The organism is Solibacillus sp. FSL R5-0449 (genome assembly GCF_037975215.1).
Taxonomy (GTDB): Bacteria; Bacillota; Bacilli; order Bacillales_A; family Planococcaceae; genus Solibacillus.
The window spans coordinates 3,554,749-3,576,394 of the sequence record NZ_CP150239.1; the positions used below are offsets into that span (position 1 = coordinate 3,554,749).

Genomic DNA, 21,646 nt, shown 5'->3' on the forward strand with positions numbered 1-21,646 from the left:
TCCTTATTCTTCAATTACATGTACCTTTAAAGTAGCCTTTACATCATGATGTAACTTCACTGGTACATTGGCATAACCTAATGAACGAAGTCCGTCATTACAATCCATTTTGCGTTTGTCTACTTTAAAACCATGTTTCTTTTGTAATGCATCTGCAATTTGCTTAGTAGATACTGAACCGAATAGGCGACCACCTTCACCTGATTTCGCTTTTACTTCTACTGTAATTGCTTCTAACTGTTCTTTTAAATCTTTTGCTGCCTGTAATTCTGCTGCAGCATTTTTTTCTTCTAGACGTTTTTGACCTTGCAGTTCGCTGATTGCCTGGTTGTTTGCTTCTTTTGCATAACCGTTTTTAATTAAGAAGTTGCGTGCATAACCTTCTGCCACTTCTTTAATTTCACCTTTTTTGCCTTTACCTTTTACGTCTTTTAAAAATACTACTTTCATGATTCTTTACTCCCTTCGACTACTTCATTAATTGCTTCATTTAATAGTTTTTTCACTTCATCAATGGATTGTGCTTCCACTTGGGTAGCGGCATTTGTTAAATGACCACCACCGCCAAGCTTTTCCATGACGAGCTGGACATTCACTTCTCCCAATGAACGGGCACTAATGCCGATTAATCCATCATTACGATGCGCAATGACAAATGAGGCACCGACATCCTTCATTGTGAGTAAAATGTCCGCCGTTTGTGCGATTAATACTGAATCGTATACTTTTGAATCTTCACCGTGTGCAACCGCAATTCCTGCAAACGGAAATTCAACAGTTTGAATAATTTTCGAACGGGCGACATATGTTTCTACATCTTCTTTTAACAGACGTTGAATCAGCACCGTATCAGCACCAAATGTACGTAAATATGAAGCGGCTTCAAATGTACGTGCACCTGTTCTTAATGTAAAGCTTTTTGTATCCACAATAATACCAGATAATAAGGCTGTCGCTTCAAGCGGCAACAACTTTTCATTTTGAGGCTGGTATTCCAGGAGCTCCGTAACGAGTTCTGCTGTAGAAGATGCATATGGCTCCATATATACTAATGTCGGATTATTGATAAATTCTTCCCCGCGACGGTGATGGTCGATAACAACAACCTTATCCGTTCTGCTTAATAAGCGACTATCAATGACCATACTCGGCTTATGTGTATCGACAATAACTACGAGTGATTTTGGAGTGATTTTTGATAACGCTTCGTCCGGTGTGATAAAGCGATCGTAAAAATCGGTTTTTTCCTCCAACTCGGTCATTAACCTGTCTACACTTCCGCGTACTTCATCGAAATTAACTACGACAGACCCTTCAATTCCGTTCATCGCAACCATTTTACGTACACCGACACATGCTCCTATTGAGTCCATGTCCGGATTTTTATGTCCCATTACGAAAACGCGGTCGCTATCCTGAATTAAATCACTCAGTGCATGTGATATTACGCGGGCACGTACTCTTGTGCGCTTTTCAACTGGGTTTGTTTTACCGCCATAAAAGCGAATTTTACCATTGGACTGCTTAATCGCAACTTGGTCACCACCACGGCCCAGAACGAGGTCAAGTCCCGACTGTGCTAACTGTCCAAGCTCCACAAGAGATTGAGAACCTGCTCCAATACCGATACTTAATGTTAATGATAGGTTTTTCTGCATCAAAGTTCGTTCACGGATTACATCTAAAATTGAAAAACGCTTCTGCTCAAGCTCTGATAAAATCGATTCATTTAACACAGCCATGTAACGGTCCGATGCGATTCTTTTAACAAAGATATCATAATGTGCTGCCCATTCATTTATAATCGATGTCATCATCGTATTAGTAACGCTTCGTGCCTGGTCATCCATACCTGATGTAAGCTCATCATAGTTATCGATAAATAGAATGGCGAGTACTGTACGGTCCGCCATATATTGCTTTTCAATCTGTACTTGCTTTGTAATATCAAAGAAATAGAAAAGTTTTTCTTCTTCTTTATAGTAAATATGATATTTCCGATCATTGATGGCAATGACCGTTTCATTTTTCTGGTCTTGATTAACTAGTAGAGGCAGTTCCTCTGAAATCATTTCAAGTTCATATCCGACTAGCGATTCCTGCTGCAGGACGCGAAGCATAAACGGGTTTGCCCATTCCACCGTCAGTTCATCATTCAAGATCAGGATTCCGAACGGCATTTCAAGAAATGCCTCTTTTCCGACATCCTCCATCCGGTAGGAAAGTGATTGAATATGCTTTTCCGTTTCTACATATGTTAATAATTCAACTTTTACCGTGTAGTAAGCTGCTATTGAATAAATAGCTATAAAGGCTATTCCCACCCATACATTCCACATCATCATAAGGATAGCTGCTACTGCACCCAGTAAAAACAATACTAATAGTGGATATCGAATTGGTCTTTTACGAAAAATCCCCATTCCCATCAGCTCCTCATTTCTGACTCTTTTCACGAATGTAATTACGTGCATTAAAGCCTAAATCAACAATACCTACTAAAATAACAATCGAATAGAGAGGTATCGCTAAAATTGTACTTAAAACTTTTATAAACTTCGGATAACCAAATGCATCAATGACAAAATGTATAAAAGAAATACCTTGTATTGTTAATAATACCCATAATACCATTGAAATATTTAGCATAATAATAGCCAATGTTGAATCGGCTTCTGGACGAACGAATAAATTCACTGATAAAACGATTAAGTAATACCATAATACCGATCGTGGTAAACGTAATTCACTAAACTTCGCAAACTTTGGTACGTCTACTTTTAAACGCTTTAAAATCGGCAAGTTAACGGTAATGATAATAAATGTTAAAAATAACATGGCAAATGTAATGGAAGCCGGTATTGTCATTTCCAACGTATTTAACATTGTATTCGCCATTTCCATTGTTTCTTTGGGCACAGGTTGTCCAGTCAAACTTTCCGTCATTTTAATCGATTCCATATAGCTCGTCTTCATGAGCGCAAGAGAATCCCGAATAAAGTCTACTTCAAACAAACGCAATGAAATTAAATACTGAATCGCAAATGTGATCAGCAGGACAATACTTGTTGAAAGAAACATAAATACTTTACTTTTTTTAGTAAAAATAGCATCCCCTATCGCTACACCTGCTGCCGCAAATATTAATGAAGCGGGTAGTAATAGCAGTCCACCAATAAAAAAAGTAATTAATACAGCAATCACTGCGACTAAAATCGATGACTTCCGATTATAGTTTGCGCTATACCAAATCATCGGTAATGGAGCAATAATCGCCGCGATAATATTCACCAATGGAATATAAAATACGATTGCCATCAGCACAGTGAACAGCGCAATCATCATTGCACCTTGTGCCAGCTTTCTTGATTGATTATTTTGCATGGAGAACCTTCCTTATCTGTTGTTCGTAAGACTATAATGCAAGGAATATTAAAAATTTGCTATTACTTTTGGCCAGCTTTTCGGCCAGTCTACTTTCAACTTTTCTCACCTTCCTATTGTACCATTTTTGCAAGTTCAAACAAAATAACCGTTACGACAAGAACAATGAATTAAACCAATCCATTGCGACAGACCCTTTTAACTTCTCCTCTTTTGAAAAATCCCCCTAAATCTAAAGCTATAAATACATGTAAAAACTGTCATATGACCAATATATAGGTTAGAAATCCATCATATAAAGTGTTAAAGAAATGAATAGTATGTCATTATGATTTTTTCAGTATAACTTAATATGGAGTATTTTTTGTTTGAATAACTAGTTTTTACGTATTAAAAGCCTTTTTTCTGTCTTTTATGTACTTTATTTCGTTGACAATTCGTATTGTATAGCATATATTATGTAACCGGTAACACATTTTGTTTCAGGGGGCGGAGATATGGTTAACATTAAAGATGTAGCTAAGGTTGCAAATCTTTCTGTGGCGACAGTATCACGCTACTTAAACCAAAATGGTTATGTCAGTAAAAAATCGTCAGAACGTATTGAACAGGCAATACTTGAGCTGGATTATAAGCCAAGCAGTGTTGCACGTTCATTAAGTAAAAAACAATCCAATATTATTGGTCTTATTGTTCCAGATATAAAAAATCCATATTTCCCTGAACTTGCTCGTGCTGTGGAAGACATGGCATGGTCTTTTGGTTATACAGTTGTTCTTTGTAATTCAGACGACCAAACAGATAAAGAATTGTTATATTTGGAACGCCTGTCACAAACATATGTGGCCGGCTTAATAGTAGCAACGAGCTTACTGGACCCTTCTGTTTATATGTCCATCAATACGCCGATTGTTGCACTTGACCGAATAATCGATGCAACGATCCCGACCGTGGCAACCGATAACCAAAAAGGAGCCCGGATAGGGGCCGAGTATTTAGTTACGAATGGGGCTGGAAATTTACTATGTATACGTGGTCCGCAAGGTTTAAAAACTGCAGATGATCGACTTATTGGGTTTCTTGAAGTAACGGATAAACAAGGACTAGAGCCAATCATTATAACAACACCATTTGATTTTAAAGTTGCTGCTGAAACGATTGAACAGACCCTATTAGCAAATCCGCAGATTGATGGTATTTTTGCAAGCAGCGATACATTAGCCATTGCTGCCCTCCATATTGCGCATAAGCTTGGGAAGCGCATACCGGAAGACCTGCAAATTGTTGGTTTTGATGGTATTGCACTTGGCGAAATGGTATCACCCCCATTAACGACGGTTGGTCAGGACTTATACAAAATGGGGACTGCAGCTGCAACAATGTTAATTGAACAGATTGAAGGCAAAGAAATCATACAGACAGTATTAAATATAGATCCACAACTAATTGTACGAGGGACGACAAGAAAGGAAGCTGCAAAATGATCACAGTAATTGGAAGCATCAATATGGACTTGGTCGTTCAAATGGATGTATTCCCTAAAAAAGGGGAAACTGTTCTTGGAAGCTTATTCACAACAGTTCCAGGCGGTAAAGGTGCGAACCAGGCAGTAGCTGCTGCACGATTAGGCAGCCAAGTTAAAATGTTAGGTGCTGTCGGCACAGACAGCTTCGGTACGGAGCTGCGTGCGAATCTGAATGAAGAAAATATAGATACAAGCTTAGTTATAAATACAATTGGTGCTACAGGTATTGCAAATATTTTACTCCACGAATCGGACAACCGTATTGTCGTTGTACCCGGTGCGAACTCGAAAGTAACACCAGAAGAAATTGCTGCAGCAAAAACTGTTATCGGAAACAGTCAGTTAGTTGTTATGCAGCTTGAAATTCCAGTAGAAACGATTGAGTACAGCTTGAAATTATGTAAAGAGCTTCAAGTACCCGTACTATTCAATCCTGCACCGGCAGCAAATTTCAACATTGAGTGGATGCCGTATATTAAATACTTAACACCAAACGAAACTGAATGTGCCTTACTTTTCGGAAACGATGTTGAAGCAGCATTGGAAAAATATCCAAATCAGTTAATCGTAACATTAGGTGAAGATGGTGCACGTTACTTCAATGGAACAAAACATGTTCATGTAAAAGGATATAAAACGACAGCTGTTGATACAACAGGTGCCGGTGATACATTTAACGGTGCATTTGCACATGCTATTACAAACGGTCAGTCAATTGAAGAAGCAGTATTTTTTGCAAATATTGCAGCGTCATTATCCGTTGAAAAATTTGGAGCCCAAGGTGGTATGCCAAAACTAGAAGAAGTAACTGCTCGAAAGGAAGGCGCAAAATGAAAAAACAGGGCATTTTAAATCGCGAATTAGCCGGTATATTTGCACGTTTAGGCCATACAGATAAAATTGTTATCGCTGATTGCGGCTTGCCGATTCCAGAAGGCGTTACATGTATCGATTTAGCATACAAACTGGGTGAACCTGGATTTATGACAATATTAGAAGTTGTTCTAGAAGATTTAAAAGTGGAACACAGTTTTTTAGCTGAAGAAATAGTAACTGCAAACGAACCTATCCACTCCTCTTTATTGAAAATTGTGGAACCGGTTACATATATATCCCACGAACAGTTTAAAAAGATGACGAGTGAAGCAAAGGTCATTATTCGTACAGGCGAAATAACACCATACGCCAATATCATGCTACAAAGCGGCGTAATTTTCTAAGGTAGGTGACGGAACATGATTGAAATGAAGAGCATAAGAAAAGCATTCAATGGCAACGTCGTATTAAACAATGTTGAGTTCACCCTGTTAGACGGGGAAATTCACGCCTTAATGGGTGAAAATGGTGCCGGTAAGTCAACAATGATGAAAATTTTGGCCGGCATCTACTCGCGTGATAACGGTGATGTGCTAGTTGATGGTCAGTCGTATACATTTACTTCAGCAAAAGACGCTGAAAGCTTAGGCATTCACGTAATTCATCAGGAATTAAACATTCTGCCGCATTTATCTGTAGCGGAAAACCTGTTTTTAGGAAAAGAAAAAACAGTCGGTCGTACAGGCTTCCTGCGTATACGTGAAATGAATAAAGAAGCAACGACACTGCTTGCAAAACTCGGTCTGCATATTGATGTACGTCAGCCTGCCGGTTCGCTATCAGTCGGAAAACAACAGCTGATTGAAATTGCAAAAGCCATCAATTCAGAGGCAAAGTATATCGTAATGGATGAACCGACAGCCGCCCTTACAGATCGTGAAATTGAAACTCTTTTTGAAACGATCAGAGAACTGAAAGCAAAAGGTATTTCATTTGTTTATATTTCACATCGTATGGAAGAGATTTTTGCAATTTGTGATCGTATTACGATTTTACGAGATGGTGAGTATGTTGGGGTCCGTGAAATCCCAAAAACAACGTTTGATGAAATCGTTAAAATGATGGTCGGACGTGAGCTTGGTGAACGTTATCCTAGCCGTAATGCAAAAATAGGCGAAGTTGCTTTGGAAGTAAAAGGGCTAACATGTCCTTCATTATGCAAAGATATTAACTTCCAGATCCGAAAAGGAGAAATCCTGGCATTCGCCGGTTTAATGGGAGCAGGCCGTACTGAAGTAGCCCAGGCTATTTTCGGCAACCTTAAAAAGTCCAAAGGTGATATTTACATCCACGGGAAAAAAGCATCGATTAAAAACCCGATACAGGCAATGAAACACGGTATTGGATTTGTGACGGAAGACCGTAAAACAGAAGGTCTTGTACTCGATTTTTCAATTAAGGAAAATATGTTTTTAACTAATTTAAAAACGATCGCAAAAAGTGGCTTTATTCAACCACAACAAGAGCAAATACATGCTTCAAAATATATTGAGCAGCTAAATATTCGCTGCAGTGATGCGACACAGGCTGTCGGTTCACTAAGCGGCGGTAATCAGCAAAAAGTAGTTATCGCAAAGTGGTTAAGTACAAAACCGGATATTTTAATATTGGACGAACCTACTCGCGGTGTTGATATCGGTGCCAAAAAGGAAATCTACTCGATTATGAATCAGTTAGCCGAGGAAGGTGTTGCCATTTTAATGATTTCCTCAGAGTTAACGGAAGTGCTAGGTATGGCGGACCGTGTCATGATTATGCACGAAGGACGTCAAACAGCTGTTTTAGACAATGTTGACTTAACACAAGAAACTATTATGCATTACGCAACAGGAGGAGAAGAAATTGCTAAAAACTAGCTCAAAAGAAATGTTAGGAAAGCTAGGTCCTCTTTTAGGATTATTTTTAATTGTAATTGTCATTACGATTTTAAATCCAAGCTTTATGACAACAGATAATGTTTTGAATATATTACGTCAAGTATCGATTAGTGCATTAATTGCATTTGGTATGACTTTTGTTATTTTAACCGGCGGCATCGATCTATCAGTTGGCTCCACATTGGCCCTTACAGGTGCAGTAGCTGCCACAATGCTTGCTTCAGGAATAGATCCTGTATTAACGATGCTGGCTGCCTTATTGTTAGGTGCCGTTCTTGGCGCTATTAATGGTGTCATCATTGCAAAAGGAAAAGTAGCACCATTCATCGCAACATTGGCAACAATGACAATATACCGTGGCTTAACATTAGTGTATACGGATGGTCGTCCGGTTTCAGACTTAGGAAATGAAATTACATTCCAAATGTTAGGTAAAGGATATTTCTTCGGTATCCCAGTTCCGGTATGTACAATGATTTTAGCTTTCATTGCGTTATATGTCATTATGCATAAAACAACATTCGGTCGCCGTGTTTATGCAGTAGGCGGCAATGAAGCGGCTTCTAAATTATCAGGAATCAATGTCGATCGTATAAAAATTGCAGTTTATTCATTAACAGGTATGTTAGCTGCTTTATCTGCGCTGATTTTAACTTCACGTTTAAACTCTGCACAGCCAACAGCCGGGACATCTTATGAATTGGATGCAATTGCAGCAGTTGTTTTAGGTGGGACAAGCTTAACAGGCGGTAAAGGCTGGATTTTCGGTACATTAGTAGGTGCCTTGATAATCGGTGTGTTGAATAACGGATTGAACTTAATCGGTGTTTCTTCATTCTTCCAGCAAGTAGTAAAGGGAATTGTTATTTTAATCGCGGTATTAATTGACCGTAAAAAAACAGCGTAAAAGGAGGTCATCAGCGTGAAAAAACAATTAATCTTATTAATGGCACTTTTGGCCACTGTGTTGCTGTCGGCGTGTTCGGTAAAACCAGGATTCTCTTTGGAGCCTTCTTTCGGAACATCGGCTACATCAACGGAAAGCAGTAACGATACATTGACAATTGGGTTATCTGTTTCAACTTTAAACAATCCTTTCTTCGTAACACTAAGTGAAAATGCACAAGCAAAGGCAAAAGAGCTTGGTGTGAAAACAACGATTGTAGATGCGCAGGATAATGCATCAAAACAAGCTTCCGATATTGAAGATTTAATCCAACAAAACGTTGATCTGATCATTATTAACCCGGTAGATTCTGTTGCGGTTGCAACTGCTGTTGAATCTGCTAATGCTTTAAATATTCCGGTCATCACAGTTGACCGTTCATCTGAAGGTGGCGAAGTCGTATCACATATCGCTTCTGATAACGTAGCTGGCGGTAAGCTGGCTGGTGAATATATTACAGAGTTGGTTGGTGAAGGTGCCAAAGTTGCAGAATTGGAAGGTGTCGCAGGATCGTCTGCTGCACGTGATCGCGGGCAAGGATTTAATGAAGCTGTCACGGGTATATTAGACGTCGTTGCAAAGCAAACAGCGAACTTTAACCGTTCAGAAGGCTTAACAGTAATGGAGAATATTCTACAGTCTAATCCGGATATTACAGCCGTATTTGCCCACAATGATGAAATGGCATTAGGTGCGCAAGAAGCCATATCAGCTTCTGGTAAGAAGATCGTAGTGGTCGGCTTTGATGCGACTGACGATGCGGTAGCTGCTGTTAAAGCAGGAAGTCTGGCTGCAACAGTTGCGCAAAAACCTGATGAGATCGGAAAGATTGCAATGGAAACAGCGATTGCTTATTTAAACGGTGAAACGGTTGAAGAAGTCATCCCGGTCAATCTTGAATTAATTACAAAATAATAATGCAACAGCCTGCACATAGGCTATTGCACGTCTCAGGCTGTCACAAGTAACTCTGTGGCAGCCTTTGTTATTATGGAAAGATAAAAAACTCATACAATAAAAAAGTACAGCAGAGGCCGAATAAGCCAATGCTGTACTTTTAAGCAAAATTATTTTTCTTCAGCTACGAATGGTAATAATGCCATAATACGTGAAACTTTGATTGCGTTTGTAAGTTTACGTTGGTATTTAGCAGAAGTACCAGTTACGCGACGTGGTAAAATTTTACCGCGCTCAGAGATGAATTTCTTTAAAAGATCTACATCTTTGTAGTCGATGTGCGTAATGTTATTTGAAGTGAAGTAGCAAACTTTACGGCGTTTGCGGCCTCCGCGACGTGGTGCCATTATCGTGTTCCTCCTTTTAATTTTTAATTATAGATGTGAAGTTCTTAGAACGGTAAATCGTCTTCAGACACTTCAATCGGTCCTTTGCTGTTTGCAAATGGATCTTCATCTACACGTGTATAGTTTTGCTGATTTTGAGATGGCTGTTGATAAGAACCGTATGAATCCTGGGATTGCGCGCCTCCAAATTGTTGGTTAGGCTGATTATAAGATGGCTGACCACCATAATTTTGCCCACCACTGTATTGTTGGCTTTGTGCACCTTGTGATGCATTAGCTCCTCCACGTGGTTCTAAGAACTGCACTGAATCAGCAACGACATCTGTTGTATACACACGCTTTCCATCTTGTCCTTCAAAGCTACCTGTTTGAATACGACCTTCTACACCAATCAAACTCCCTTTTCTCATGAAGTTTGCTAAGTTTTCAGCTTGTTTTCTCCAGGCGATACAGCCTATGAAATCTGCTTCACGTTCACCAGACTGGCTCGAAAATGTACGGTTTACGGCAATCGTAAAACGTGCCATTGGAACTCCACTCGGTGTGTAACGAAGCTCTGGATCCTTTGTAAGTCTTCCGACTAATACGACACGGTTAATCATCAATGCACCCTCCTTTTTTTCAGCATTTAAGTTAAAAATTATTTGTCTTCTTCGCGTACTGCGATGTGACGGATGATGTCTTCGCTGATGTTAGCTAGACGAGTGTACTCGTTGATAGCTTCAGTACCAGCGTTAACTTTCACGATTTGGTAGAAACCTTCGCGGAAGTCATTGATTTCGTAAGCTAAACGACGCTTACCCCAATCTTTTGCTTCTGTGATCTCTGCACCATTTGAAGTTAAGATTTCTTGGAAACGCTCTACTAAAGCTTTCTTCGCTTCTTCTTCAATGTTTGGGCGGATGATGTACATTAATTCGTACTTTCTCATTTGTGTTTGCACCTCCTTATGGACTTGGGCTCTCCTACTAAATAGGGAGCAAGGAGTAAGTAACTTCTATTACTCACATCAATGAATTGTATCATAGTTACCCATTAGGTGCAACCTCAGATGTCTTTTAAAAATACTTTATAAAGTATGATTCGAAATAAAGTTTACTTTCCTGATAAGAGCAGCTCACCTTTTGCAAATAAAACTAAAATTTATTTTTACAGTTTTCCCTATCTTTTATTATTAATCCGCATTTTTACCATACTAATAGACCTATATTGAATAATCCTTTTTAATCAATTATTTACCTGCTTGATTTAAAGACATTAAGAGGACAACAATTAACAGAAATTTCCGATAAAATATTTCCTATTAAAGGAAAAAGGAGGTTTTTTATGTTCAGTCAATTGTTTATAAAAGGATTTAAATTGATTATTGTTGCAGTTATGGTCCTTACTGTGTCGTTAGGATTTAGTAACCTCTCCTATGCAAACGATGAAAATGTAGTGGCCCAGTTAAAAAACCGCGGTTTTAAAGAACCCGTCAACTTAGGCGTCGGGGCTTCCGAGGTAGTTCTAATTAATGCTGTCTTTGGACGGGAAGATGGAAAAGACGTTGTTTATTCAACAGCTAACGGCGGTATTTTCAATATCGTCGATGTTCAAACAAATGAATTGTTATTCTCTAAACAAATGGATAATATCTCTCAAGTTTGGAGTCACTCAATTTCAAAAGATGGCACTGTCTTTATCGCTGCATTAACAAATACAAATGTTGGTGAAGTCTGGAGCTATTCTCCCCAAACAAAACAGCTTTCCAAACTGGGTACACCGAATGCCGATCATCAATTATGGAGCAGTACTACAGATGAGGCCGGAAACTTATATGTAGGTTCCTACGCTGAAGGCAATGGACGAATTTTCAAATATGATTCAGCTGCAAAACAGTTCATTGATTTAGGAAAGATCGATGATGGAGCGGCGAGCTATGTACGTTCTTTAGAATATTACGAAGGCTATTTATATGCCGGATTAGGTGTTTCCGGAAAGGTATATCGTATTAATGCAACTACATTTGAAAAAGAGGATATTACGAAAAATGTTCCGGAAATAATCGGTAAACCAGTAGAAGAAATTAATTTTGCATATGATATGTCAATCGTCGGCCAGTATTTAGTGACACGTTTTGATGAAGGAAAAGAAGGAGCTATTTTAATTTATAATCTGCAAACTCAGCAGTGGGTCGAAGATTTTAAACTCGGTAAATTACATGATGGTTCAATAGATGATGTTGGCAGCTTTGGCTTTATTCAGCTTCCTTCAAAAGATAACAAAATGTATGTAGTACACAATCGTGAATTTGTAGAAGTTGATATGACAACACTTGAAATACGTCGAACAGGTATCAGCTATGCTGCAGGACTGCGTGGTGGTGCTATCCTACAATTTAATACTACTGAATTGCCGGGCGATTCAATTGTAACAATGTCACGGTTAGGACAGCTTGTCGTTGCAAACCTGCAAACAGGGAAATCTCAAACTTTACCTGGTGTAATGGTTGCCTCTCCTTTAAAATTGCACAATTTAGGAGAAGGTCCTGATGGGAATCTTTATATGACGACTTACCCAGGCGGTCCAAAAGGTTCTAGGTTTAATACAAAAACAAATCAGTTTGTTACTTATAGTCAAGGACAGGCAGAAGGAATAATCGCCGGTAATAACAGTGACCTTTATTTCGGTATTTACCCAGGTGCCGTAATTCAAAAGATGAACACTGACACATTAGCAAGTGAAACGCTGTTTGAATTAAAAACGGATTACAATCAGGATCGCCCTTACATTATGAAATTTGAAGACAATAAATTATTAATCGGGACAATTCCTAACTATCAAAAGCTAGGCGGATCTCTTACGATTTTTGATACAACGACAAATGAACGAAATACGTATACCAATATTGTGAAAGACCAAAGTATTGTTGGCTTGGCAATGCACAACGGCAAAATTTACGGTTCCACAACAATTCGTGGCGGTTTGGATATTAATCCGACTGCATCTGAAGCTAAACTGTTTATTTGGGATATTGCCGAAGAACGTGTCATAAAGGAAACAGAGCTGGCGATTGACGAATTAGATGCACCACCAATGATAAGCGGCTTAACATTCGGACTAGATGATTTATTGTGGGGAGCGGTAGATGGTATTATTTTTGCTTTAAATCCTGAAACGCTCGATGTTGTGAAATATAAAAACTTGTATCCGTCTATTAAAAACCGTGGTATGTGGCGGCCAGTTCATATCGAATTTGGAAAGGACGGCCTATTATATACAGATGTTGCAGGTAAACTTACAGTAATAGATCCTGAAACGTTGGACTCTGTTTCACTTATTTCAAACGGTCCTGAAATAGACTTCATGGTATTAGCCGAAGATGCAGCCGGGAATGAAAATATTTATTACATCGATGCTACTGCAACTCATCTTTATATGATTCCTGTAGTTGAAGGTGGCCAGGTTGTAACGCCTGAAATACCTGAAATGGAGATAATTTATGTTGAAATGGAAAACAGTAGCTTTGAAGAACCGGTAATAGATAACAAAATTTCCGGTTGGTCTTCATTGTTCGGTACATTTTCTCCAAATGCAATGTTTGAGGTAAGTTCTGTACGTGCTCACAGTGGTGAAAATAGTTTAAAAATAGTGGACACTGCTCAAAACGAAACAGTATTTGCTCAGTCTGATCTTATCCCGATTGATGCTGGACAGACCTATACTGCCTCAACAAAGCTATTTTTGGAAGATGGCAGTGCTACACTTCTATTCCGTTACTATGATGAAAACGGGGTACAGACAGGTACGGATATAGATAATGAAAGTATTATTCACGTACGTGGCGGTCATAAGGAATGGCAAACTGTTCAAGCTGTAGTAACAGCACCAGCAGAAGCTAAATATGCTCGTATTCATGTTGGTACTTCAAATTACTTCACAACGAATGGTGCCTATTTTGACAATATGCAATTAACGTTTGAAAGGGAAAAAGTAAGTACCCCGGAAGAACCTGAGCAACCTGTAAAACCAGGCAAAGGCAATCAACCTGAAAAACCTGGTAAGGGGAATCAGCCAGATAAACCCGGTAAAGGAAACCAACCAGAAAAGCCTGGTAAAGGCAATCAGCCAGACAAACCTGGTAAAGGGAATAACTGATAAATAGAAAAAGGGATACTTCGAATATTACTATCCGGAGTATCCCTTTGCTTTATTTTATACGTTGAATAAGAATTCCATAACGTCGCCGTCTTGAACTACATACTCTTTACCTTCAGCGCGTACTTTGCCTGCTTCTTTTGCAGCCGGTTTTGAACCGTACTCTACTAAATCCGTAAATGCTACTGTTTCAGCACGGATAAAGCCACGTTCAAAGTCAGTATGAATAATACCGGCACATTGAGGTGCTTTCATCCCTTTGCGGAATGTCCATGCACGAACTTCCTGTACACCTGCTGTAAAGTAAGTAGCTAAACCTAATAGGCTATATGAAGCTTTAATCAATTGGTCTAAACCTGATTCAGCAATTCCTAATTCAGCTAAAAATTCTTTTTTCTCGTCGTCTTCCAACTCAGAAATTTCTTCTTCAATTTTCGCACAAACTGTAATAACTTGTGCGCCTTCAGCTGCTGCGTACTCTTGTACCATTTTTACATACTTGTTTTCAGATGGATCCGCTACCTCATCTTCAGAAACGTTCGCAACATAAAGCATTGGTTTGATTGTTAATAGGTGTAAACCTTTAATTACTTTTTTCTCATCATCTGAAAGGTCTGCGGCACGCGCAGGTTTTTCAGCTTCCAATACTTCTTTTAGCTTTTGAAGAATCGGCTCTTCAACCATTGCATCTTTATCTTTTTGCTTTGCCATTTTTGCTACACGTGCAATACGTTTATCCACTGATTCCATATCCGCTAAAATTAACTCCAAGTTAATAACTTCAATGTCATCGATCGGGTTTACTGTACCTGAAACGTGCGTAATATTCTCATCCTCAAAACAACGAACAACTTGGCAAATCGCATCTACTTCACGAATGTGAGCAAGGAATTTGTTACCTAAACCTTCACCAGTAGAAGCACCTTTAACGATACCTGCGATGTCTGTGAATTCAAAAGTTGTCGGAACTGTTTTCTTTGGTACTACTAATTCTGTTAATTTGTCTAAACGCTCATCCGGAACCGTTACACTACCAACGTTCGGTTCGATTGTTGCGAACGGATAGTTAGCCGCAAGTGCGCCTGCTTTTGTAATTGCGTTGAATAAAGTCGATTTCCCAACGTTAGGTAAACCAACAATACCAGCTGTTAATGCCATATTGACACAACCTTTCTATGTTCAGTTCATTTAAATTTATGATTAATTCTTTTATGGATTTTTCTGTCCATTAAATTTTACAACCTTGTCTATTATATTGATTGCGCGCTCAAAAGTCTATTTTGCTTTTAGACTTCTTCTGCCTGGCGTAAAATTTTCTTCATTTTTTTCTCGAACTCGCGGCGTGGAATCATAACGCTATGTCCGCAACCTTCACATTTTATGCGAATATCAGCACCTAATCGAATTACTTTCCATTCGTTTGTGCCACAAGGATGTTGTTTTTTCATTTCCACAACGTCATTTAGACCGTACTGCTTTGCTTCCATCTATTATTCTCCTCTCTGATTTCGCTCATAGAACATCATTTTCGGTACAGCAAGTGGAATACCGTTGCGCGTTAGGATGTCGATCACATCTTTCCGAATAGTACGCGATATTGAATATTGCTGTAATGGTAATGTTTCTATTGTAATAGCAATCGTTGCTTCTGTGCTTGTCGTATTTGTGACACCTAAAAAGACAGGAGCTGAAACAAGCTCCTCATATTTTTGCGGTAACGTATCCAAATAGTTTTGGATGACCATCTGCACTTTTTCAATATTTGCATCGAGCGAAATTTGCATATTTATCGTAGCTTTTGAGTTATTGATGGAATAGTTGATGACATCTACAATACTGCCGTTCGGAATAATAAACTGTTCTCCTGTTACTCCCTTTACTTTCGTTGTGCGAAGACCGATTTCCATAACGGTACCTTCTGCTGTATTGATTTTCACAAAATCCCCTACACCAAACTGGTCTTCTAAAATAATGAAGAATCCTGTAATGACATCCTTCACTAAGTTTTGCGCACCAAAGGCGATGGCTACAGAAGCAATCCCGGCCCCTGCCAGCAATCCGGCAACTTGGATATTCATAGCCGATAAAACCCCCATAATGGCAGAGAAGTACACTAAATAGCTCAGAACGCTTTGCAGCAGTTTTACAATTGTAAGATGCCGGCGTTCATTCGTTCTTACACGCAGCATAAACACACGATGAATGATCTTTTTGCCGATAAAAACGACAAGATATGAAATAACGATAATCGCCAGAATCTTCGCGCTGGCTATAATAATAGCGTCCCAAAATTCAGCACTTGTGACGTAATCCCACAGCCTTGTCGTGTAGTGTGCGAGTCCCTTTAAGTCTGTTTCAGAGAATTCTTCTAAATCTAATTTCAAATCTTCTTCCAAATTTACCACCTCTTGTATAACAAACTTTAAAATTGAATATACTGCATAAATATATCGTATTTCAGCTTATTTCTCGAGTAATCTACTTAAATCAGAAAATTAAAGGAGTGATAATATGACACAAGCCTGTCCACAAAATTATAGCGTTCATTACGAGCAAACGAGCGCTGTTTGGGAGCTGAGCGAAATCTTTTTAAAAACGATTCCGTTTGACCATGAAGAACTTATTTTTTGCTGTATCGGTACTGACCGGTCTACAGGTGATGCACTAGGTCCGATCATTGGGAGCCAGCTGCACCAAACTTTCTCATTTCCATTTCCGGTAGTTGGAACATTGCAGGCACCGCTTCATGCGCTCAATATCGTAGAACGCTATGAACAGCTTATTAACGAAAAAGAACAACCTTTTATTATTGCAATTGATGCTTGCTTAGGTGAATCAAATGCAATTGGTTCTATTCTAATCCAACAGGGTCCTCTTTATCCCGGTAAAGCCGTGAAAAAGGAATTGCCCCCTATTGGTAACATCTCTGTTAAAGGAATTGTTAACGTAGGAGGCTTTATGGAAGCGAAAGTATTACAAAATACAAGATTGCATGTTACGTATTCTATGAGTGATAAAATTGTTCGTGCCCTCGTTTTAGCATGGCAGCGTCATTTACTGAAACGGAAAAGTGAGCGCAACGAGTATCCCGACCATCAAAATCGCTGGCAGCAGATTGGCTATACGGATTTTCGTTAAACCAGCAATATTCAAACCGATTGCCATTATCATAATCCCGCCTGTTGCCGTCATTTCTGTAATGAATAGATCCAGCGCTTCACTAGGAATATATGTACTAATAACACCGGCAAACAATGCAATCGAACCTTGATATAAAAGTACAGGAATGGCCGATAATAAGACACCGATCCCTAAAGTTGAACTTAATATTATCGACATAAATCCATCGATAATCCCTTTAGTGATGAGGATATTATGATCATTGCGCAATCCGCTATCGAGAGCACCGAGAATTCCCATTGAGCCAATAACAAAAATGAGCGTTGCGGTAACAAACCCCTCTGCTATCGTTCCTTTTTGTGCGCGCTTACCGAAGAGTGATTCAATCCAATGACCGAAGCGATTAAACTTTCCTTCAAGGTCGAGCCTTTCACCGATGACCGCACCTATGATTAAACTGATGATAAGGATAATAAAATTCGTACTTTCCAATCCCATTTGGATACCTAACAGTGCAACGACTAAACCGATAATGGATAGCACTGTCTGCTGCATGGATTCCGGGATATTTTTAAAAATACGGCCGACCAATGCACCGATAATGATAAATAATGCATTTAACAGTGAACCAAGTAGTACCATGAAATTTCCTCTTTCTATTTGCTGTCTACAAATTATTCAATTGTATGTATTTATACTTTTAATATTATAACTGTTCATAAAAAAAGTGCTGGAACTTTTCGCTCAGCACTTTTTACTGTTGTTCCATATTTAATATTTCTAAAATACGGTGCAAATCATCATCTGAGTAAAACTCGATTTCGATTTTACCTTTATTCTTAGCTTTTTTGATTTGTACTTGTGTTCCAAAGTAATCACGTAACTGGGACTCTGTTGCCTGTGTATGAATATCCTTTTTTGTAGGCTTTGTTTCACGTGAAACGGCCTCATTTAAATCTTGAATATACTTTTCCAATTGGCGAACATTAAGGTGATCCTTTATTACTTTATGAGCTACTTCAGGTATGCGTCGCTTGTTTTTTAATCCGAGCAATGCACGGCCATGCCCCATAGTCAGTTTTCCTTCATTGACAAGGTCTCGAATATCTTCCGGCAACTGCAGTAGACGTATTAAGTTAGCAATATGCGGTCGGCTTTTTCCTAACCGTTTTGCTAAATCATCTTGTGTAAAATTCAGTTTCACAATTAAACTGTTATATGCCTCTGCCTCTTCAATTGGAGTTAAATCTTCACGTTGCAAGTTCTCCAAAATAGCTACTTCCATCATTTGCTGCTCATTAAAGTCTTTTACGATAACAGGTACTTCTGTTAAACCTGCACTTACAGCCGCACGATAACGGCGTTCACCGGCTACAATTTCATATTTCCTAGCATTTTTACGGACAACAATCGGTTGAATAATACCATGTTCAATAATAGAGCTGGCTAATTCTTCAATTGCAGTTTCATCAAAGATTTTACGTGGCTGAAATGGATTTGCTAAAATTTTCCCGACTGCAATTTGCTGTACCTGGTCTTCTTTATGTACGGCCTCTTCACGAAAAAGCGCATCAATTCCTTTACCTAAACCTTTAACCATTTTTAATCACTTCCCTTGCAAACTCTAAGTAGATTTCCGCTCCGCGTGATTTTGCATCATATAAAATTACCGGTTTCCCATGGCTTGGTGCTTCACTTAACCGGACATTACGCGGAATAATCGAACGATATACTTTATCCTGGAAATAGCGTTTTACTTCATCGATTACTTGAAGTCCTAAATTCGTACGTGCATCCAGCATTGTGAGCAATACGCCATCGATCATTAACTCCTTGTTCAAATGCTTTTGGACAAGGCGCACTGTCGAGAGCAACTGGCTCAACCCCTCTAATGCATAATATTCGCATTGGACCGGGATAATCAGTGCATCGGATGCCGTCAGTGCATTGATTGTTAATAAGCCAAGCGATGGCGGACAATCAATAATAATGAAATCGAAGTTATTTTTAATCTCCTGTAATGATTTCTTCAATCGAACTTCACGTGAAATTGTGGATACAAGCTCAATTTCAGCCCCTGCCAGAGATATTGTCGCAGGAACAATATATAAATTTTCTACATCCGTTTGTTGAATGACACCTTTAATATCTTCATCATTGATCAATACGTCGTATACACAGCTCTCTAAATCACCTTTTCGAACACCTAATCCGCTTGAAGCGTTACCTTGTGGGTCGATATCGATTATTAATACTTTCTTTCCTAAAAAAGCTAAACATGCACTTAAGTTAACAGAGGTTGTCGTTTTTCCAACGCCACCTTTTTGATTGGCTATCGCAATAATACGTCCCAATATCCGCACCTGCTTTCATCACTTCAATTTAGGTATATTTTTAAAGTCTAAAAATCTCGGATGACTAAATCTTCCTTTTACATTACTGTTTCTTTTATCTTAACAAAAAATGTTAGAAAACGATGCTATGAAACATAATTTATTTCAAAAAAACTTGCTGATTCTAGTACTCTACTAAAAAAACTGCCTAGAAAGTCATTATCTTTCGGGCAGTTCAGTAATTTATTTTCTCTTCGGAATTTTTACAGTGATTTGGTAGTAATCGTCTGTATCCTCTTCCTCCGTTTTTACATTTATTCCACTTTTCGTCACCATAGACAACGACTGCTTGATCGTATTAAGGGCAATACGCACATCTTTGCTAATCGCTTTTCTGCTTGGTTTACGTTTTTTTATCTCTGGCTCATCGGGATTTAGAATTTTTTGAATTTGCTCTTCAAGCTGTCTAACATTCCAATCAAACTCTTTCGTCGCTGCAATGAGTTGCATTTGCAATTGCTCATCCTTGACTACAATTAAAGCCCGGGCATGACGTTCCGAAATTTCACGATTTAAAATAGCATCCTGAACAAATTGAGGCAACTTTAATAAACGCAATTTATTAGCAACTGTTGATTGTCCCTTACCAAGACGTTGTGCAAGCGCTTCTTGTGTAAGCTGATGCAACCCTAATAACTGTTGATAAGCAAGCGCTTCTTCAATTGCTGTTAATTCCTCACGTTGAAGGTTTTCAATCAGGGCAATAGACGCCGTTTCTCGATCATTTAAATTGCGTACAATGGCAGGCACTTCTGTCCATTGCAAAGATTTCATCGCTCGATAACGTCGCTCACCGGCAATTATTTCATATTTATCTGGGTCATTATCTATTGGACGAATCACAATCGGTTGAATGACGCCATGTGTATGAATCGTTCTTGCTAATTCTTCAATCTTCTCATCATCAAAAACTGTACGTGGCTGATAACGGTTCGGAATGATTTTGTCTATTGGAATTTTAACTACTTCTTCTGAAGCCATCGAGATATTCTCTATTACTTCTACTTCACTTTTTACTTCAGGCTCTTTGCTCCCGCCTCCGAAAAAACGTGAAAAAGTACTTTTCATCCGTGTGGCACCACCTTTAGGAAACTGTCTACCTCATATACAATATTATTTCTGATTCATTCAAAAATGTACAGTGTTCAATGAATAGTAATTTACGAGAAAGACCGATTTCGTCTTAAAAAGGACAAAATAATGTCTTTACCCATTTCTATTTCAAAATAAACTTATATTTTTCTATCCACTAAAAAAACATAAATATAAATATATATGCAGCAAAAGACGGATATATTTCAAATTTCGTTAATTTTTTTATTTAATTGGTGTTTTATTAGGAACACCTGGTTTACGTGGGTATTTTTTCGGTGTTGATTTCACTTTATCAAATACATAAAGGGAACGTTCGCTTTCCTCTACAGGTAAATGGAATGCAAACTCCTCTATTAATTTACCGCCTAATGTAGAGATGGCTTTTGCCGCATCTTTTAATTCTTCAGCACCTGCTGCTGCTTTTAACGCAACAAAATAACCGCCTTCTTTAGCTAATGGAATACATAGCTCTGACAATACAGAAAGACGTGCAACCGCGCGGGCTGTGACAACATCGAACTTTTCACGGTATGCTGCATTTTGACCAAACTCTTCAGCACGTGCGTGAACAAATGTCATATGATCCAAGTTTAACTCATTTGTTAAATGATTTAAAAATGTAATTCGTTTATTAAGCGAGTCGACAATCGTAATTTGTAAATGCGGGAAACAAATTTTAATCGGGATACTTGGGAAGCCCGCACCTGCACCAACATCACATACTGTTGTCACTTTTGTAAATTCAAAATAAAATGATGCACTGATTGAATCATAGAAGTGTTTTAAATATACGCCTTCCAAATCTGTAATCGCCGTTAAGTTCATCTTTTCATTCCACTCAACCAAAAGCTCAAAATATTTTCTAAACTGCGCAATCTGGTGTTCGGAAAGCTCAATACCCTTTTCCTTCAATGCCTCGATAAACTGCTTTTCGTTCATAAAATGACACCTCCATATTAAAGAATGAGCGCCTTTTTGGATAAAGACGC

At 38.7% G+C, this 21,646-nt stretch carries 22 protein-coding genes; 8 read left to right on the forward strand and 14 right to left on the reverse strand.

The features are described from left to right. Nucleotides 1–3: 3 nt before the first annotated feature. The 3 genes from rplI to MKY27_RS17825 are packed head-to-tail and all read right to left on the reverse strand — an operon-like array spanning nt 4 to nt 3,384. Nucleotides 4–450 carry a 50S ribosomal protein L9 gene (gene rplI / locus MKY27_RS17815; protein ID WP_339174546.1) on the reverse strand — a complete coding sequence of 149 codons (447 nt, stop codon included), beginning with the start codon at nt 448–450 and terminating at the stop codon, nt 4–6. Beyond that, nucleotides 447–2,423, reverse strand: a complete 1,977-nt coding sequence (locus MKY27_RS17820; protein WP_339174547.1) for a DHH family phosphoesterase — start codon at nt 2,421–2,423, stop codon at nt 447–449. Before MKY27_RS17820 ends, rplI begins: the two co-directional genes overlap by 4 nt. Nucleotides 2,424–2,436: 13 nt before the next feature. Continuing rightward, entirely contained in the window at nt 2,437–3,384 is a 948-nt protein-coding gene (locus MKY27_RS17825; RefSeq protein WP_339196713.1) for a DUF2232 domain-containing protein, read from the reverse strand. A 497-nt stretch (nt 3,385–3,881) separates the two neighbouring features. On the opposite strand from MKY27_RS17825, the gene MKY27_RS17830 reads away from it, so the two are divergent. Genes MKY27_RS17830 through rbsB form a run of 6 tightly spaced genes read left to right on the forward strand, consistent with a single transcriptional unit; the run spans nt 3,882 to nt 9,523 of the window. Further along, nucleotides 3,882–4,868, forward strand: a complete 987-nt coding sequence (locus tag MKY27_RS17830) for a LacI family DNA-binding transcriptional regulator (protein WP_339196715.1) — start codon at nt 3,882–3,884, stop codon at nt 4,866–4,868. Next, on the forward strand, nt 4,865–5,743 hold the full coding sequence (gene rbsK / locus MKY27_RS17835; RefSeq protein WP_339174552.1) for a ribokinase: 879 nt from the start codon (nt 4,865–4,867) through the stop codon (nt 5,741–5,743). Before MKY27_RS17830 ends, rbsK begins: the two co-directional genes overlap by 4 nt. Next, a complete protein-coding gene (gene rbsD, locus MKY27_RS17840; RefSeq protein ID WP_339196716.1) occupies nt 5,740–6,129 on the forward strand; it encodes a D-ribose pyranase in 390 nt (129 codons plus the stop codon). Before rbsK ends, rbsD begins: the two co-directional genes overlap by 4 nt. 15 nt (nt 6,130–6,144) lie before the next feature. Further along, on the forward strand, nt 6,145–7,641 hold the full coding sequence (locus MKY27_RS17845) for a sugar ABC transporter ATP-binding protein (RefSeq protein ID WP_339196718.1): 1,497 nt from the start codon (nt 6,145–6,147) through the stop codon (nt 7,639–7,641). Next, complete coding sequence (gene rbsC, locus MKY27_RS17850) at nt 7,628–8,569, forward strand: ribose ABC transporter permease (protein ID WP_339174556.1); 942 nt, start codon at nt 7,628–7,630, stop codon at nt 8,567–8,569. Before MKY27_RS17845 ends, rbsC begins: the two co-directional genes overlap by 14 nt. 15 nt (nt 8,570–8,584) lie before the next feature. Next, entirely contained in the window at nt 8,585–9,523 is a 939-nt protein-coding gene (gene rbsB, locus MKY27_RS17855) for a ribose ABC transporter substrate-binding protein RbsB (protein WP_339174558.1), read from the forward strand. 152 nt (nt 9,524–9,675) lie between these two features. Here rbsB and rpsR read toward each other — a convergent pair whose 3' ends face one another. The 3 genes from rpsR to rpsF are packed head-to-tail and all read right to left on the reverse strand — an operon-like array spanning nt 9,676 to nt 10,843. Further along, on the reverse strand, nt 9,676–9,915 hold the full coding sequence (rpsR, locus tag MKY27_RS17860) for a 30S ribosomal protein S18 (protein WP_191701183.1): 240 nt from the start codon (nt 9,913–9,915) through the stop codon (nt 9,676–9,678). 41 nt (nt 9,916–9,956) lie between these two features. Further along, nucleotides 9,957–10,514 carry a single-stranded DNA-binding protein gene (gene ssb / locus MKY27_RS17865; RefSeq protein ID WP_339174560.1) on the reverse strand — a complete coding sequence of 186 codons (558 nt, stop codon included), beginning with the start codon at nt 10,512–10,514 and terminating at the stop codon, nt 9,957–9,959. A gap of 38 nt (nt 10,515–10,552) precedes the next feature. Beyond that, a complete protein-coding gene (gene rpsF, locus MKY27_RS17870) occupies nt 10,553–10,843 on the reverse strand; it encodes a 30S ribosomal protein S6 (RefSeq protein ID WP_008408357.1) in 291 nt (96 codons plus the stop codon). A gap of 395 nt (nt 10,844–11,238) precedes the next feature. Here rpsF and MKY27_RS17875 point away from each other — a divergent pair, with 395 nt between their 5' ends. Further along, nucleotides 11,239–14,049, forward strand: coding sequence for a carbohydrate binding domain-containing protein (locus tag MKY27_RS17875; protein WP_339196720.1), 2,811 nt, complete (start codon nt 11,239–11,241; stop codon nt 14,047–14,049). Between the two features lie 57 nt (nt 14,050–14,106). Here the strand turns inward: MKY27_RS17875 and ychF are convergent, their stop codons facing one another. The 3 genes from ychF to MKY27_RS17890 form a co-directional block, all read right to left on the reverse strand. Beyond that, nucleotides 14,107–15,207: a redox-regulated ATPase YchF gene (gene ychF, locus MKY27_RS17880; protein ID WP_339174564.1), complete on the reverse strand. Its 1,101-nt coding sequence runs from the start codon at nt 15,205–15,207 to the stop codon at nt 14,107–14,109. A 128-nt stretch (nt 15,208–15,335) separates the two neighbouring features. After that, nucleotides 15,336–15,536 (reverse strand): DUF951 domain-containing protein, encoded by a 201-nt coding sequence (locus tag MKY27_RS17885; RefSeq protein WP_079523585.1) that lies wholly within the window; start codon nt 15,534–15,536, stop codon nt 15,336–15,338. Nucleotides 15,537–15,539: 3 nt separating this feature from the next. Beyond that, a complete protein-coding gene (locus MKY27_RS17890) occupies nt 15,540–16,445 on the reverse strand; it encodes a mechanosensitive ion channel family protein (RefSeq protein ID WP_339174567.1) in 906 nt (301 codons plus the stop codon). Nucleotides 16,446–16,560: 115 nt separating this feature from the next. Between MKY27_RS17890 and yyaC the strand changes: the two genes are divergently transcribed. Next, nucleotides 16,561–17,187, forward strand: a complete 627-nt coding sequence (gene yyaC, locus MKY27_RS17895; RefSeq protein WP_339174568.1) for a spore protease YyaC — start codon at nt 16,561–16,563, stop codon at nt 17,185–17,187. On the opposite strand, the gene MKY27_RS17900 is transcribed toward yyaC, so the two are convergent. From MKY27_RS17900 to rsmG, 5 genes are all read right to left on the reverse strand, one after another. Then, the gene (locus MKY27_RS17900; protein ID WP_339174569.1) at nt 17,104–17,811 is read right to left on the reverse strand and encodes a DUF554 domain-containing protein; all 708 of its coding nucleotides are present in this window, start codon (nt 17,809–17,811) and stop codon (nt 17,104–17,106) included. The genes yyaC and MKY27_RS17900 overlap by 84 nt on opposite strands. Nucleotides 17,812–17,923: 112 nt before the next feature. Further along, entirely contained in the window at nt 17,924–18,769 is an 846-nt protein-coding gene (locus MKY27_RS17905; protein WP_339174570.1) for a ParB/RepB/Spo0J family partition protein, read from the reverse strand. Continuing rightward, the gene (locus tag MKY27_RS17910) at nt 18,762–19,523 is read right to left on the reverse strand and encodes an AAA family ATPase (RefSeq protein WP_339174571.1); all 762 of its coding nucleotides are present in this window, start codon (nt 19,521–19,523) and stop codon (nt 18,762–18,764) included. Before MKY27_RS17910 ends, MKY27_RS17905 begins: the two co-directional genes overlap by 8 nt. Before the next feature lie 222 nt (nt 19,524–19,745). Beyond that, nucleotides 19,746–20,630 (reverse strand): nucleoid occlusion protein, encoded by an 885-nt coding sequence (gene noc / locus MKY27_RS17915; protein WP_339174573.1) that lies wholly within the window; start codon nt 20,628–20,630, stop codon nt 19,746–19,748. A 249-nt stretch (nt 20,631–20,879) separates the two neighbouring features. Next, nucleotides 20,880–21,596, reverse strand: a complete 717-nt coding sequence (rsmG, locus tag MKY27_RS17920; RefSeq protein ID WP_339196723.1) for a 16S rRNA (guanine(527)-N(7))-methyltransferase RsmG — start codon at nt 21,594–21,596, stop codon at nt 20,880–20,882. Nucleotides 21,597–21,646 lie beyond the last annotated feature (50 nt).